Below are 13,776 nucleotides of genomic sequence, written 5' to 3' on the forward strand. Positions count from 1 at the left end.
ATCATCTTGTTCTAACATATAGAAAGTTAAAGGTGAAAATGGCCAATATGACCCCGATGGCAAGTAATATGTCAGCAAAAATGAAAAATGCGGCCCCTAAAATCAATAGATAGGAAGGATAGACTACCATAGCGTAAGCGAACCGCATGGTCGATAAAAATTCAGGCTCCCAAACTTTTGGTTTTACCAGAAAATACCACGGTAAGAGCCAAAGAATATTAAGTGTCTTGAAAAGCAAATCAAAAAAATTGAGCCCTTTTTTAATCGTACTTGAAGAATAGGTATTGAAGTCTAGATGTTGAATAGCATTATTTACCTCCTTCGGATTTAAAAAGTCAACTTTTTGATTTATAAGTGCCTTCTCTATGGCTTCATAATTACTTGCATCTTCAATATGGGTGGTCAGTTTTTTTAATTCTCCTGAAACAGCAAGTTTGAGTGCGGTGGTAGATTCATTTGCATTATGGACATCATAGAATCTCGAAGAGGCTATTGGTTTTCCATAGTACAGCGCGACCCTATCGGGGAACCTACCCTTCTCTTGATAGTTCAATCCAACGGGTACCAAAAGTATTTCTCCATTGGGATTTCCCCCCAAAGAATTAAAAACAATACGGGTGAAACCTTTGCTAAGAGGGCGAACCCTACGTCTTAAATTGTGATTTGCTTCTGGAAAAATGACAATAGCTTCTTCTTTTTTGAACAATTGGGCACATTGGTTAAAAACAACTTCATTATTTGCCAACGATTTTCTTCCATCTCGCATTCTATAAATAGGGATCATCCTCAAAAAAGCAAAGAACCCTTTTAGTACCTTTTTGCGAAAAATATCGGAGCGTGCTAGAAAATATGGTTTTCTTTGGCAATCGACTACTATCAGAAGAACATCCATCAGTGCCTTTTGATGATTGGGCAAAAAAAGTACAGCTCCATTTTTTGGAATATTCTCGAGACCATGTACCTCAATTTTCCCAAAATAAAAGTGAAGCGAAATTTTCATATATGCCTTCAATAAGCAATACCAAAAACTTTTCAAACCAATGTTTTTGATTTAATGGGTCTATAACCCCAAAAAGCAGCTAACGACAATCCGGAGATTAAATGCCAAATACCCCAAAAAGCGGCCAAAATAGCCATCCCACCCAAACCGTTGAAAAATGAAAAAATCAACAATAGGCCCAAGCCAGAGTTTTGAATACCAGTCTCAATGGTTATCGATCTTATTTCTTGAGGAGAAAGTCTTGCCAACGAAGCGATTGAAAATCCGGTAAAAAAAGCTAATAAATTATGAATGACAACAAGCCAAAAAACATAGAGAACGTAATCTAAAAAGACATCGACATTCTTGAACAAGGCTATAAAGATAAGGGCTATAAAGAATAGCAGTGAAATTATCTTCAATACCTTACCTACCTTAAGGGCCCACTCTTTTTTCCAATAATTGATGGCCAAACCAAGACACAAAGGCAGGCCTAGAAGTAGCAGAACCAATCTGATCATTTCAGAAGGAGAAACCGCAACATCTCGTAAAATCTCTGCCGTCGGGTCATAAAAACTGGCCCAAAGTTGGAGGTTTAGGGGAGTCATTACCACAGCCAATAAGGTTGCTGTAGCCGTCATACTAATTGAAAGTGCCGTATCTCCACCCGCTAAATGAGTTATAAAATTAGATACGTTACCTCCCGGGCAGGCGGCCACCATGAACATACCCATAGCAATACTGGCTATCGGTTCTAAGGTGTAGACCAAAAAAAAGGTAAGAGCAGGCAATAGTACGAATTGGCATACCACCCCAATAAAAATGGCTTTTGGGTTTTTAACTACTCTTTTAAAATCGTCAATAGATATTTCCAAGGCGATACCGAACATGACAAAAGCCAAAACAATGTTCAGTGCCCATTGAGAACGAGAATCAAAATTTAAGAGTACGCTATCTATTAATTCTTCATTCAAAGATTAAGAAATTTTTAGGCCATTGGCAACATTCGACTTAGGTTGTAGAAGTATGACCTCTTTGCCTTTGACGGCCCCCAATATAAGACATTCACTCATAAAATTGGCTATCTGCTTTTTAGGAAAATTGACAACGGCGATCACCTGGCAGCCAATAAGTTCTTCTTTCGAATAGCGAACGGTAATCTGCGCCGAAGTCTTTTTAACACCTATATCCTCGCCAAAATCGACATGTATTTGATAAGCTGGGTTTCTAGCCTCAGGAAAGTCGTTTACCTCAATAATAGTTCCTACGCGCATGTCGATTTTTGCAAAATCGCCCCACGAAATTTGATTTTCCATAAAATGAATCGTTTCTACTCAAAGTAGATTGGTTAAAATTGAAACCAAGATAGCAAAGCTTGGCGAAAAATACTTTTTACCTTTACGGTAAAAGAAACAGAACATGGCAAGAACACCCAGTAATATGCTTCCGTTAGGAACCCAAGCCCCAACATTCGAACTAGTTGATACTGTATCCGGTAATCGCGTAAAGCTTGAAAAAATACAGGGTTTAAAAGGAACTGTCATCATGTTCATTTGTAACCATTGCCCCTTCGTAAAACATGTTAACTTGACCGTTGCCGACCTTGCCAATAAATTTCAGCCAAAAGGAATTAAGTTTATCGCTATATCAAGCAATGATGTAGAAAACTATCCGCAAGATGCTCCGCATTTAATGAAAGAGACTGCCCAACAAGAGAATTATAGCTTTCCGTATCTCTACGACGAAACACAAACAGTGGCAAAAGATTATGATGCCGCCTGTACCCCAGATTTCTATCTCTTTGATTCGGCCATGAAATTGATCTATCGGGGACAACTTGACGATTCTAGACCCGGAAACGGTATTCCTGTCACAGGCAAGGATTTAACAGCTGCCATGAACGCACTATTGGAAAACAAAGAGGTTGATTCTGACCAAAAGCCGAGTATCGGATGCAATATTAAGTGGAAATAAACCATTCAAAGAAATCGGAAAGTAGTTTTACAACCAGCCCTCTCTCTTCAATAAATTCTTGATGTGGGCAAAATGGTGTTGGCTATGCCAAGCATATCTACCTACATTCTCTTCTAAACTGGTTGCTATATTGCCTTCAGGATGTAAAAACTCTCGCTTCAAAGCCTCATTCGACAGCCCCTTTATCAAATAGACCAATTTGGCGTGCACGGCACTCAAATGACTTAAAGACATATCGATAGGGGCGCTCTTGCTATCGAAAAGTTCGGCCCACGCTTTTTCATCATAAGCCTTTATCAATGGCCTATCTTCGGTTAAGGCCCACTTAAATCTTATATAACTATTATGATGGCTATCGGCCATGTGGTGCACAGTTTGTCTTACTGTCCACCCGCCAGGGCGGTATGGGGAGTCTAACTGTTCTTTGTTCAAGTTCTGCACCAAATTCTTCAATTTACCGGGCAACTCTTCTAAAACTTTGGTCCATTCGGCAATCATTTCAGTCGTAATCGTATCCGGTACAGTGAACTTACCGATTGGGTATTTTAAGCTTTCAAGTGTTGATGCATCCATAACCTAAATGTACTAAACTTTAATACATTTTTAACCATAAAACCATGCCCAACTCTTATTAATCTACTAATTTTATAGGGATTTAATTTTTAATCTAAAAACAAAACATATATGGCAACTATACGACTGGGCGACAAGGCCCCTGATTTTACAGCCGATAGCTCAATGGGCACCATTAACTTCTATGATTATTTAGGTGATGGTTGGGGTATTCTATTTTCTCACCCTGCAGATTTCACCCCCGTTTGTACTACCGAATTGGGTACTGCGGCCAAGTTCAAAGACGAGTTCGATAAAAGAAATGTAAAGATGCTCGCATTAAGTGTTGATGGAGCCAGTTCACACGCCGAGTGGATCAAAGATATCAACGAGGTTCAGAATACTACTGTGAACTTTCCTATTATCGCAGATGAGGATAAAAAAGTTTCAGATCTCTATGATATGATACACCCGAATGCAGATAATAATCTTACGGTACGTTCGGTTTTTATAATTGCTCCTGATAAAACGGTAAAATTGATTATCACTTATCCCGCTTCGACAGGTAGAAACTTTTATGAGCTTTTACGTGTAGTTGATTCGCTTCAACTTACGGCATACCATAAAGTGGCCACACCTGCCAACTGGAAAAAAGGTGAAAATGTGGTAGTTAGTCCAGCCATCAGCACAGAAGATGCCAAAGGCATATTCTCTAAAGGTGTTGAAGAAGTAAAACCATATTTACGAATGACACCCGATCCTACGGCTTAAAGATTTTAAGTTTGAGTTGAAAAAACCTTGCAATCGACTGCAAGGTTTTTTTATTTCCCTCCAAAATGACTTTTTCCTTCAAGGAAATTAGATGACCGATAAAAAATGAAATTAAATATGGAGTAAACCTGTCATTCTAATTAACTTGTAGTAAGAAAATTCGCTTCTATGCCAGGTAAATCTAGATATTTAATAATCACCATTGTTTCTTCTTTTATGTTGATGGGATGCTATGAACTCAAGCATGTAACCGAGTTCACTGAAACTTCTATAGAGGCCCTTCAGTCGTATGAAACACTTCCTCAGAGTTTCAATCAAATATGTAAAGAAGATTGTCAATTAAAACATGTCGCTAAATTCAACATTCATAGTACACAGTGTGATTGTTCTCCAGAGGTAAAAGCTGACAGTATCACCAACATCATCTACTCCACTTCACTAGAATATTTAAACGGATTGCTGGCTGTAAGCGACAAACAATTGGCCAAATACCAAACGGCAGACCTGACGACAACCTTGAGTACGGGTAATTATGGCTCGCTGAAGCTCAATGAAAATGATGTAAAGGCATATTCAACGCTATCTAGCCTTTTACTGAGAACTTTCTCAGGAATCAACCAAAGAAAAAAAATAAAGAGCTACGTAATTGATGGCTATCAACCATTTCAACAACTATTGACCTTCTTGGAACTGAATGTTCACGGTAATATTTATGGCAAACTTGAAGTACAAAAACAAAGCATCAAGAACTTTTATTTTGACCATGTAAACAACAAAAACCTTTCTACTTACGAACGCACCAAATTTGCCGAAGACTATTTTAATGCATTGAATAATATAGAAGCGCAGCAAAAAGAGCTTGACGTTTTCTCAGAAATATTATTAGAAATAAAGGCCGGGCACACCCTTCTTTATGAACATGTCGAGGGCTTGAAAAACGATGAAGTAAAGAGTGGTCTGGCCCGGTTGGGCTCTAGACTGTCTTTAGCAGTAAGAATAATATCCAATTTAAATTAACAGCCATGGCAAACCTTACATCTGAACAAGTAAAACAGCTCGCAGACGATTTATTGCACATGACCAATGCTGTAGGTGATTATAGATATGAAAATTTTGATAACCTTACAGAAGATGAAAACTCAGAACTAAAAGAGCTTCACAACCAATTGCTAGGGCAAACCACTGAACTTTATACGAAATCGGCACTACTTGTTATGAACGATGTTGATGAAAGTCTGAACGCCATTAGAACAATTACAGAAAAGACTCAGAACTTATATAAAAATCTAGGTGTTGTTCAAAAAGCTATTGATTGGGCAGCTAGAATTTTGGGAATGGCATCGGCCATTATTAGTTTAGATACTGATAATATTGCATCATCGATAAAAAACCTGCTTACTTGAATATTTTTTTACAAAAATTTCGCCTTTGTAGGGTAGAATATTATAAACTCTTAAAATATAACTTACAAAAAATCACTCATTTAAATTAATAACAGTACATTTGCGCTTTAATTAATTTAATTTTTTATTATGAGTAAAGGAACAGTTAAGTTCTTCAATGATTCAAAGGGATACGGCTTTATCACTGAAGATGGTTCAAGCGAAGATCACTTTGTACACATTTCAGGACTTATCGACGAAATTCGTGAAGGTGATGTTGTAGAATTCGAACTACAACAGGGTAGAAAAGGACTGAACGCGGTTAATGTAAAGGTAGTAGACTAGGACGCATAACTCTTTTTATACAGTATTTGCCCCAACTTTTAGTTGGGGTTTTTTATTGATAATCAACGGATTAGTCATCTTTTTCATACATTTGCTTACGTTTCGACGCAACCCCACCTTACTTTATGCATCTACTGGTTAGATTGCAAATTTCCCCTTCATTATTAATTGAACGAACTATGGCTACTTTCTTTGGTATTCTGTTTCTATTGTTAATAGTAAACATCGTATTGTTTCTGGTTAGCACGGACAGGGCTAAAAAATCGTGATTGGGAGATTTTTCCGTTAAATCTTCTATCATTTATTAAGTTGGTTTTGCCGAAAGGCAACTACTTGAAAATTCTATTTTCTTAATTCGAAAACAAGTTCTTTACTCTAACAACTATAAATAAAAATGCCCCAAAATATTTTGGGGCATTTTTTATATCTACCATGTTAGGTTTACTTTACATCCATCAACTCAACATCAAAAAGCAAAGGCGCATTAGGTGGTATTACCCCCCCTGCCCCAGAACTGCCATATGCTAATTCAGAAGGGATAACAAATCTCGCCTTGTCACCAACCTGTAGTAGGCCTATACCTTCATCCCATCCAGATATAACTTGCCCAATACCCAGTTTAAAATCTATGGGCTGGTTTCTTTTGTAAGAAGAATCGAAAACTTGACCACTCATTAAAGAACCTTCGTAATGAACGGATACAGTTTTACCTTTCTCCGCTTTGGCACCGTTACCCTTTTGAATGATTTTATAACGAAGACCGCTATCGGTACTATCAAAACCGGCAGAAACCTTATCTAATTCTGCCGCCTGTCTTGCCTTCTCGTCAGCAATACGCTGTTCTCTAGAGCTTTGAAAGGTTTTAAAGGCCGTAACTGCGTTCCAGCTTTCAGCTTCATCGCCAACTCGAACGATTTCAAGTGATTCTATCGTGTCGCCCTGAGCAACTTCATCTACCACTTCTTGTCCACTTTCAACATGCCCAAAAACGGTGTGTTTATTATCCAACCATGGTGTAGGACCGTGAGTGATAAAAAACTGGCTTCCATTAGTACCCGGACCAGCATTAGCCATTGAAAGAACTCCAGGGCCGGAATGTTTTAGATCAGGATGAAACTCATCATCGAATTTGTAGCCGGCATCACCCGTACCCGTACCTAACGGACACCCGCCCTGAATCATAAAATCAGGAATTACTCTATGAAATTTTAAACCATCATAGTAAGGCTCGCCTTTAGATTTCACCTTATTATCTTGGTTACCCTCTGCCAAAGCAACAAAGTTACCTACCGTACCAGGGGTCTTATCATGGGTCAATTTAACGAGAATTTCTCCTTTTGAGGTATTGAATTTTGCGTATATACCGTCTTGCATTTTGCTCTAATTTAAATGAGCCGCAAAGATAATGATTTTAGTTCGTTTTGGTCACTTGTAGAAGGCCATAGCAAACCCTGCAAAAGAATTAGCCTTTAATTTTTGTACCAGGAATAATACCATATTTATCAAAGAGATAGACAAGACTTGCCATACTGGCCGCACCAAGTTCCAACTCTCTTTTATTTACATGTTCGAAGGTATCGTTCTCAGCATGATGATGATCAAAATAGCGCTGCGAATCAGGCCGCAAACCGGCCAAAACCATTTCATTATTCTTCAACGGACCGATATCAGCGCCGCTATATCCCTTTTCAAACAGGTGTATTAGATAAGGCTCAAAAAGTTTCTTCCATTCTTGCACCCTCTCCAAATTGGCTTCTGAACAATCGAATGAAAAACCTCTTGGCGTGAATCCGCCCGCATCGCTCTCTAAAGCGAATATGTGCCTTTCGTTTTTGCTTTGGGCCACTTCTGCGTATTTATTTCCTCCTCGCAATCCATTCTCCTCATTCATAAAGAGAACTACACGAATGGTTCTTTTGGGCCTATAACCTGTTTTCTTCAGCAATCGTAACACATCCATGCTTTGAACGCAACCGGCACCATCATCGTGGGATCCATCACCCAAATCCCAAGAATCTAAATGTCCGCCAACTACCATCACTTCATTAGGGAATTCACTTCCTTTTATTTCACCGATAACATTGAATGATTCTACATCTTCAAACTGCTTACAATTCTGCCTTAAATAAAATTTTGTTTCAGGATTAAGCTTTAAAGTGGTACTCAATATTTCAGCCCCGTTAGTACTTATTGCTGCTGCAGGAATACGGTCTGAAACCGGCAAGTCTTCGTAACTCATAGAGCCTGTATGCGGGTAATCGTCTAGACGAAGATTCATCGAACGAACCACTACACCGACCGCACCGAGCTTTGCAGCCTCTGCAGCACCGGCATATCTTTGATCGACGCAACCCGAATAGGCATCGAATGTACTAATCAGAGTAGGATCCATTGGTCTGTTGAAAAATACAATCTTGCCTTTGATTTTATCGGGATCCATCTTCTTAAGGTCTTCCAACCCCGTTACTTCAACCAAACCTGCTTTTAAACCTCCGATAGGCGTAGCCACTGAGCCACCTAGAGCACAAACTGGAACGTTAGTCGACAAACCCGGGGAAGTCTCGAAATAGGCGAATTCCGGTGTACCTCTCACCCATTTGGGCACCATCACCGGTTGAAGCCAAACCCGATCAAGGCCTAGAGAGTCTAACTGTGCCTTCGTATATTCTACAGCTTGTTGAGCCTGAACAGATCCGGATAGACGACCACCGATTTGATTTGACAAGTGGTTCAACCAATCATAGGCCTTACCCTCTGTTAAGGCGGTTTTAAATAATTTATCGATTTGTTCGGCGTCTGCAGATTGGGCCTGACCCAAGATCGACAAGCTTAAAAAAAGGATTAAGAAGGCTTTCTTCATTCTTTCTCGTTTTCTAACTGTTGTTTATAGGCATCTAAGTTAGCCTTAATTTTATCGTCGAGCTCGGGCTCTCTTATATCTTTGTATTTTTTTAACTCTTGCAATAATATGGAGGCAACACTTAACCTAGCGGCCTTTTTGTTATCTGCCGGTATAATATACCAAGGCGCATGAGCTTTTGAAGTACGGTTGATCGCATCTTCATAATACGTCTGATACTGATCCCATAATTTTCTTTCATCAAGGTCTCCAGGTGAAAATTTCCAATTTTTTCGTTTCAATGCCAACCTTCTCAAGAGACGTTGTCGCTGTTCTTCTTTGGATAGGTGAAGAAAAAATTTGAATACAATGGTACCGTTTTCCGCAATGTGTCTTTCAAAATCATTGATCTGCTCAAAACGTTTATCCCAAAAGGCATTATCGACATCTTCTACCGAATTAACATCAGGTAAAAGTTCGCCTAAAATATATTCAGGGTGAACCCTTGTGACCAGTACATTTTCGTAGTGGGTACGATTGAACACACCAAATTTGCCCCTTGCGGGCAAAGCAATATAATGCCGCCACAGATAATCATGTTTACGCTCTAATTCAGTGGGTACTTTAAAACTGTGTACTACCACACCTCTGGCATTGAAGTCTTTAAACACCTCTCTTATCAAACTATCCTTTCCTGCAGTATCCATTCCTTGCAAGCATACCAGAACACCGTACTTACCGTGGGCATAGAGTGTATCTTGAAATTCACCCAAGGCTTCTCTTACCTTTTCCAGTTCTTTCTTTAATTCTTTATCGGTGGCCCCGAAGTCTTCGTAAGTAGACTTTTGAGAGAGCTGCACGGCCTTCTCTGCCTTAAATGAGATGATTTTTGATGTATCCATAGGTGGAATATAAAATATAATGTCGTTGAAAGGCCAAAATCGTTAAAAAAAATGACGGTTTAACAATGAAATAGGGGCTTTCATCCAAAAACAGGCTTCCAGAGTGCCATCCATCGAAAAAAGTATGACGTAACGGTCTCACAATGTTAATTTTACACCGTAAAACGCCCAAATTTTACGACCGAATTATCTGGCTATGAAGCACCTAAAGTACATATTGTATCTGTTTACTATTGGTATATTATCTTCTTTCAATACCAACCAGTCATGCAATTATGCCAGCTCGAACATTAGTTATGTCAAGACCGAAATAGAAAAGGCTCTTGATATGAGTGATTTACAATTATCTCGTTTTCATACCTACAAGGCAATCAATGCCATAGAAAAAACGAAGCTTGATTTGGAAAAATGTGGCTGCGAATATGCCATCGACACTATCTCTGAAGGAAGCGAACATCTTAAACTAGCTACTAAGACATCAACATTGGCCAGTACCAATATTTTGCTCAACAAAGCGTTGGAGGAAACCAAATCGGCCCTAGAGTCTTTAGATGAGCATGAGGGTCACATAAGCGTTTATGGCAATGATCAGTTAAGCTTAAATACAGTGAATCCTCATGGAGAGAAAAAAATAACTTATGAACCACCCTCCGAAAAACTCTTAAGACAAAAGGTTGACTCTTCATTAGCGTCTTACCGTAAATCGTTGGACAAAGTTGTTTCTACAGTAAACTGTGTTGAAGCTAGAGCTTACGCCAATCGCATTTTCGAATTTTGCGAGCAGCAGTTACTTAAACCTAACCTTTCGGAAGGGAAAAAATACTATAATCTGAAAACCAAAGAAATAACCGCAGAGGCGTTGACCAAACTTGGTGAATGCGGCAAATAAGTCAATACCAGAATTTTATAGGAGGAGCTTATTTAGTTCTTATTTGCTGGCAAACAGTTTTACGTCTTCTTCGCTGACTTCTTTTCCTCCCAGTATGATAAGGCGCTCCACCACATTTCGAAGTTCCCTTATATTACCCGTCCAGTCATAACTCTTTAAGAGTTTTATCGCCTTTTCGGAAAAAGATTTAGCGCCTACCCCCTGCTCTTCTGAGATTTTTTTTGCAAAATGGTCAATTAGAAGTGGTATATCATCACGTCTATCATTTAATGCAGGCACTTTAATCAAAATTACGGCCAATCGATGATACAGATCTTCCCTGAAACGGTTTTCCTCAATTTCTTTCTTCAAGTCTTTGTTGGTTGCCGCCACGACCCGAACATCCACCTTAATATCTTTATCGGTACCTACCCTGCTAATTTTATTCTCTTGCAAAGCGCGCAATACCTTAGCTTGTGCAGAAAGACTCATATCCCCAATCTCATCAAGAAATATGGTTCCTTTGTTGGCAGCTTCAAATTTTCCGGCCCGATCTTTAACGGCCGAAGTAAAGGCCCCTTTAACATGACCGAAAAGTTCGCTTTCTATGAGCTCCGACGGAATTGCAGCACAGTTCACTTCTATGAATGGCGCCGAACTACGTTGGCTTTTTTGATGCAACCAGTGGGCCACCAATTCTTTTCCGGTACCGTTTGAGCCAGTAATCAGCACCCTAGCATCGGTCGGTGCCACCTTTTCAATCATATCCTTTATGGCCGAAATTTCAACACTATCGCCCACCATTTCGTAGTTTTTACCCACCTTCTTTTTAAGGATGCGGTTTTCTGCCACTAGCTCTTTTCTATCAAGAGCGTTGCGAACGGTGGTTAACAGTCTGTTTAAATCTGGTGGTTTTGAAATATAATCGAATGCGCCTAACCGCATTGTATTGACTGCGGTATCTAAATCTCCATGACCCGAAATCATGATAAAAGGAACTTCGGCCTTGATTTTTTTTGCCGCCTGAAGCACCTCGACTCCATCCATTTTTGGCATCTTTATATCACAAAGCACCAAATCATAATCATTATTCTTAATGGCTTCCAGACCTTTTAAGCCATCTTCGGCTTCGTCTAATTGGTACGAGTCACTTTCTTCAGACAATATTTTAATTAAAACGCGCCTAATCGCCGCCTCATCTTCAATTACCAGTATTTTGGACATATTTCTTGAGATTTCAATCTATCTATTATTGCTATCGTAAGATACAAGTACCATGCAAGACATGGAAAGTTTTAACGTCTTTTTAGATGTTTCTTTATACCACTCACGCTTTTTTAGTTTCCATTGCTTCCAGTCAGACTATATACCGATTCGAAAGCCAGTACGTAAATAAAAACTAGGGTCATCGTTCAAGGTGAAAATATCGTTTCGCTCTTCATCGCGCAAAACACCATCTTGAAAAACGGTGTGACCCACATACCCATACAAGAAGGTGCTTTTAGCCAACTTGTATTGGTAACCAAAAGTAATCAGGCCAGCAGAGGATGACACTGAAGATGCTGTCACTGTATTGGGCAAAACAATATTGCTTTGAAGATTCACGTAATAACCATCAAAAATGAACTCACCTTGAAATTGATGTTTTTCACTTAAATGGTACTTGAGTGCCGTTTTGGGAATTCCCACTACATAACTCCAGTCTGGTCTAAAACGTTTTTCATAATAAACTATAGGTAAGGGTATGCGCAGTGCCACAGTAGAATTATAGGCAATACCCAAAACAAGTTTCATGGGCTTTTCAACACTTTTCTTCTCCTTCAGAAAACCAACGGTAGCATTAACCGAAAAATCTCCATTTTCGAGAGGGTCCGTTAGCGTTGATGCTAAACGTGGTGTTAAAACCCCAATAAATCTCCATTCAGGTTTGAACTGTAATACATATGCCATATTCAGATCAAGCACGTGAAACTGCTTCAATCCTGCACTACTAAAGGGCAGTTCTCTTTGCAAATCATAGGCCAACCGATTGTACTCACTACCGATGACAATGTTGTTGGAATCACCCACCGAAATAGGGAAATTCACCAACAACTTGACTCTCGAAAGTTGCGCATCAGATTTGTTTTTGGGCATGAGCATGTATTCTGCTCTAATTACATCGGGGGTTTGGGCCAGTATCGTGAAAAGGCCACTTAAAAAGCCGATTACAGTGAGAAGACTTTTTCTATTGGTCATTACGTTTCGCCGTATCTTCTACAGCTTTATGTTGAAAAGGGGCATGTTGATATATATGAACATCGCGTTGCGGAAATGGTATCGAAATGTTATGCTCTCTAAATTTGGCATCAATTTTATATCTCATTTCGCTTTTAACGCGAGGATCGGTAAAACTGTCCGAAATAAAAAAATGTACTGAAAACATTAGAGCGGAATCTCCAAAATCATCGAACAGAACGAAAGGTTTTGGATTTTTCATAAGCCCTTTTTGTTCTTCCGCTATCTCTTCTAGAATCTTCGTTACCAAATTTACATCACTACCATAAGCGACACCCACTACCACTTTTTCACGTGTAGTTTTATGGTTTTGGGTATAGTTATAGATAATATCACTAATAAAATGATGGTTCGGTATAATAATCACTTTATCATCACGGGTAATCGCCCTTGTTGTACGAAGTTTTATCTCATAAACCTTACCGACCTTACCATCAACTTCAATAATATCCCCCACATGCAATGATTTATCGAGAATTATGAATATGCCGCCAATGATATCTTGAAAAAGTTCTTGCAAGGCGAGCCCCAGACCTACGAACAAGGCAGCAGAAGCAGTGAGCACCAAGGTAATATTAATACCGGCTGCACTCATCGTAAACAATATGACTATGACATAAACTACATATCTGATGAACTTGAAAACACTAATGAACTTGAGGCGATCATCATTTTCCATACGGCGCGTCAAGAGAGAGCGCAGCCACTTAAGTATAAATGTGGTCAAGATCAATGCAAGGGAAAGAACTATCAGCAGACCGATAGTAATTTCTATTCTTTGGTCGCCTTTGCCATAACCGATTCCAAGCTGCAAAAATTCTTTTATAGCACCCCAGATATCTTGCTCTATGACCTCAACAACCTTATTAGGTTCTTCTTGATACATG

The 13,776-nt window shown here is 39.2% G+C and carries 16 protein-coding genes; 6 read left to right on the forward strand and 10 right to left on the reverse strand.

Annotated elements, in window-relative coordinates; translation table 11 throughout:
* Position 1: 1 nt before the first annotated feature.
* The 3 genes from IL356_RS17045 to IL356_RS17055 are packed head-to-tail and all read right to left on the reverse strand — an operon-like array spanning position 2 to position 2,295.
* Entirely contained in the window at positions 2–1,000 is a 999-nt protein-coding gene (locus tag IL356_RS17045) for a lysophospholipid acyltransferase family protein (RefSeq protein WP_121849777.1), read from the reverse strand.
* 32 nt (positions 1,001–1,032) lie between these two features.
* Positions 1,033–1,953: a bile acid:sodium symporter family protein gene (locus IL356_RS17050; protein WP_121849778.1), complete on the reverse strand. Its 921-nt coding sequence runs from the start codon at positions 1,951–1,953 to the stop codon at positions 1,033–1,035.
* A 3-nt stretch (positions 1,954–1,956) separates the two neighbouring features.
* Entirely contained in the window at positions 1,957–2,295 is a 339-nt protein-coding gene (locus IL356_RS17055; protein WP_121849779.1) for a tRNA-binding protein, read from the reverse strand.
* 103 nt (positions 2,296–2,398) lie between these two features.
* Between IL356_RS17055 and IL356_RS17060 the strand changes: the two genes are divergently transcribed.
* Entirely contained in the window at positions 2,399–2,953 is a 555-nt protein-coding gene (locus tag IL356_RS17060) for a thioredoxin family protein (RefSeq protein ID WP_121849780.1), read from the forward strand.
* A 27-nt stretch (positions 2,954–2,980) separates the two neighbouring features.
* Here the strand turns inward: IL356_RS17060 and IL356_RS17065 are convergent, their stop codons facing one another.
* Positions 2,981–3,526 (reverse strand): YfiT family bacillithiol transferase, encoded by a 546-nt coding sequence (locus IL356_RS17065; RefSeq protein ID WP_121849781.1) that lies wholly within the window; start codon positions 3,524–3,526, stop codon positions 2,981–2,983.
* A gap of 111 nt (positions 3,527–3,637) precedes the next feature.
* Between IL356_RS17065 and IL356_RS17070 the strand changes: the two genes are divergently transcribed.
* The 4 genes from IL356_RS17070 to IL356_RS17085 all read left to right on the forward strand — a co-directional run bounded on the left by IL356_RS17070 (position 3,638) and on the right by IL356_RS17085 (position 6,003).
* A complete protein-coding gene (locus IL356_RS17070; protein WP_121849782.1) occupies positions 3,638–4,276 on the forward strand; it encodes a peroxiredoxin in 639 nt (212 codons plus the stop codon).
* A gap of 168 nt (positions 4,277–4,444) precedes the next feature.
* Positions 4,445–5,293, forward strand: coding sequence for a hypothetical protein (locus tag IL356_RS17075; RefSeq protein WP_162987929.1), 849 nt, complete (start codon positions 4,445–4,447; stop codon positions 5,291–5,293).
* A 5-nt stretch (positions 5,294–5,298) separates the two neighbouring features.
* Positions 5,299–5,679, forward strand: a complete 381-nt coding sequence (locus IL356_RS17080; RefSeq protein ID WP_121849784.1) for a hypothetical protein — start codon at positions 5,299–5,301, stop codon at positions 5,677–5,679.
* Positions 5,680–5,808: 129 nt separating this feature from the next.
* Positions 5,809–6,003, forward strand: coding sequence for a cold-shock protein (locus IL356_RS17085; protein ID WP_121849785.1), 195 nt, complete (start codon positions 5,809–5,811; stop codon positions 6,001–6,003).
* Positions 6,004–6,444: 441 nt separating this feature from the next.
* On the opposite strand, the gene IL356_RS17090 is transcribed toward IL356_RS17085, so the two are convergent.
* The 3 genes from IL356_RS17090 to IL356_RS17100 all read right to left on the reverse strand — a co-directional run bounded on the left by IL356_RS17090 (position 6,445) and on the right by IL356_RS17100 (position 9,744).
* Complete coding sequence (locus IL356_RS17090; protein WP_121849786.1) at positions 6,445–7,377, reverse strand: peptidylprolyl isomerase; 933 nt, start codon at positions 7,375–7,377, stop codon at positions 6,445–6,447.
* 88 nt (positions 7,378–7,465) lie between these two features.
* Positions 7,466–8,863: a M20/M25/M40 family metallo-hydrolase gene (locus IL356_RS17095; protein WP_121849787.1), complete on the reverse strand. Its 1,398-nt coding sequence runs from the start codon at positions 8,861–8,863 to the stop codon at positions 7,466–7,468.
* The gene (locus IL356_RS17100; protein ID WP_121849788.1) at positions 8,860–9,744 is read right to left on the reverse strand and encodes a PPK2 family polyphosphate kinase; all 885 of its coding nucleotides are present in this window, start codon (positions 9,742–9,744) and stop codon (positions 8,860–8,862) included. Before IL356_RS17100 ends, IL356_RS17095 begins: the two co-directional genes overlap by 4 nt.
* 196 nt (positions 9,745–9,940) lie before the next feature.
* Here IL356_RS17100 and IL356_RS17105 point away from each other — a divergent pair, with 196 nt between their 5' ends.
* Positions 9,941–10,633 carry a hypothetical protein gene (locus IL356_RS17105; RefSeq protein WP_121849789.1) on the forward strand — a complete coding sequence of 231 codons (693 nt, stop codon included), beginning with the start codon at positions 9,941–9,943 and terminating at the stop codon, positions 10,631–10,633.
* A 39-nt stretch (positions 10,634–10,672) separates the two neighbouring features.
* On the opposite strand, the gene IL356_RS17110 is transcribed toward IL356_RS17105, so the two are convergent.
* The 3 genes from IL356_RS17110 to IL356_RS17120 all read right to left on the reverse strand — a co-directional run bounded on the left by IL356_RS17110 (position 10,673) and on the right by IL356_RS17120 (position 13,775).
* Positions 10,673–11,836: a sigma-54-dependent transcriptional regulator gene (locus IL356_RS17110; RefSeq protein WP_121849790.1), complete on the reverse strand. Its 1,164-nt coding sequence runs from the start codon at positions 11,834–11,836 to the stop codon at positions 10,673–10,675.
* 138 nt (positions 11,837–11,974) lie between these two features.
* Positions 11,975–12,850, reverse strand: coding sequence for a DUF6268 family outer membrane beta-barrel protein (locus IL356_RS17115; RefSeq protein ID WP_121849791.1), 876 nt, complete (start codon positions 12,848–12,850; stop codon positions 11,975–11,977).
* Entirely contained in the window at positions 12,840–13,775 is a 936-nt protein-coding gene (locus tag IL356_RS17120) for a mechanosensitive ion channel family protein (protein WP_121849792.1), read from the reverse strand. Before IL356_RS17120 ends, IL356_RS17115 begins: the two co-directional genes overlap by 11 nt.
* Position 13,776 lies beyond the last annotated feature (1 nt).

The sequence above is a fragment of the Euzebyella marina genome (assembly GCF_014855515.1).
Lineage (GTDB): Bacteria > Bacteroidota > Bacteroidia > Flavobacteriales > Flavobacteriaceae > Euzebyella > Euzebyella marina.

Bases quoted from the DNA above. Each gene is read 5' to 3' on its own strand.
- IL356_RS17045 (WP_121849777.1), bottom strand. From the start codon at position 1,000: ATGAAAATTTCGCTTCACTTTTATTTTGGGAAAATTGAGGTACATGGT.
- IL356_RS17055 (WP_121849779.1), bottom strand. From the start codon at position 2,295: ATGGAAAATCAAATTTCGTGGGGCGATTTTGCAAAAATCGACATGCGC.
- IL356_RS17060 (WP_121849780.1), top strand. From the start codon at position 2,399: ATGGCAAGAACACCCAGTAATATGCTTCCGTTAGGAACCCAAGCCCCA.
- IL356_RS17065 (WP_121849781.1), bottom strand. From the start codon at position 3,526: ATGGATGCATCAACACTTGAAAGCTTAAAATACCCAATCGGTAAGTTC.
- IL356_RS17070 (WP_121849782.1), top strand. From the start codon at position 3,638: ATGGCAACTATACGACTGGGCGACAAGGCCCCTGATTTTACAGCCGAT.
- IL356_RS17075 (WP_162987929.1), top strand. From the start codon at position 4,445: ATGCCAGGTAAATCTAGATATTTAATAATCACCATTGTTTCTTCTTTT.
- IL356_RS17080 (WP_121849784.1), top strand. From the start codon at position 5,299: ATGGCAAACCTTACATCTGAACAAGTAAAACAGCTCGCAGACGATTTA.
- IL356_RS17085 (WP_121849785.1), top strand. From the start codon at position 5,809: ATGAGTAAAGGAACAGTTAAGTTCTTCAATGATTCAAAGGGATACGGC.
- IL356_RS17090 (WP_121849786.1), bottom strand. From the start codon at position 7,377: ATGCAAGACGGTATATACGCAAAATTCAATACCTCAAAAGGAGAAATT.
- IL356_RS17095 (WP_121849787.1), bottom strand. From the start codon at position 8,863: ATGAAGAAAGCCTTCTTAATCCTTTTTTTAAGCTTGTCGATCTTGGGT.
- IL356_RS17100 (WP_121849788.1), bottom strand. From the start codon at position 9,744: ATGGATACATCAAAAATCATCTCATTTAAGGCAGAGAAGGCCGTGCAG.
- IL356_RS17105 (WP_121849789.1), top strand. From the start codon at position 9,941: ATGAAGCACCTAAAGTACATATTGTATCTGTTTACTATTGGTATATTA.
- IL356_RS17110 (WP_121849790.1), bottom strand. From the start codon at position 11,836: ATGTCCAAAATACTGGTAATTGAAGATGAGGCGGCGATTAGGCGCGTT.
- IL356_RS17115 (WP_121849791.1), bottom strand. From the start codon at position 12,850: ATGACCAATAGAAAAAGTCTTCTCACTGTAATCGGCTTTTTAAGTGGC.
- IL356_RS17120 (WP_121849792.1), bottom strand. From the start codon at position 13,775: ATGTATCAAGAAGAACCTAATAAGGTTGTTGAGGTCATAGAGCAAGAT.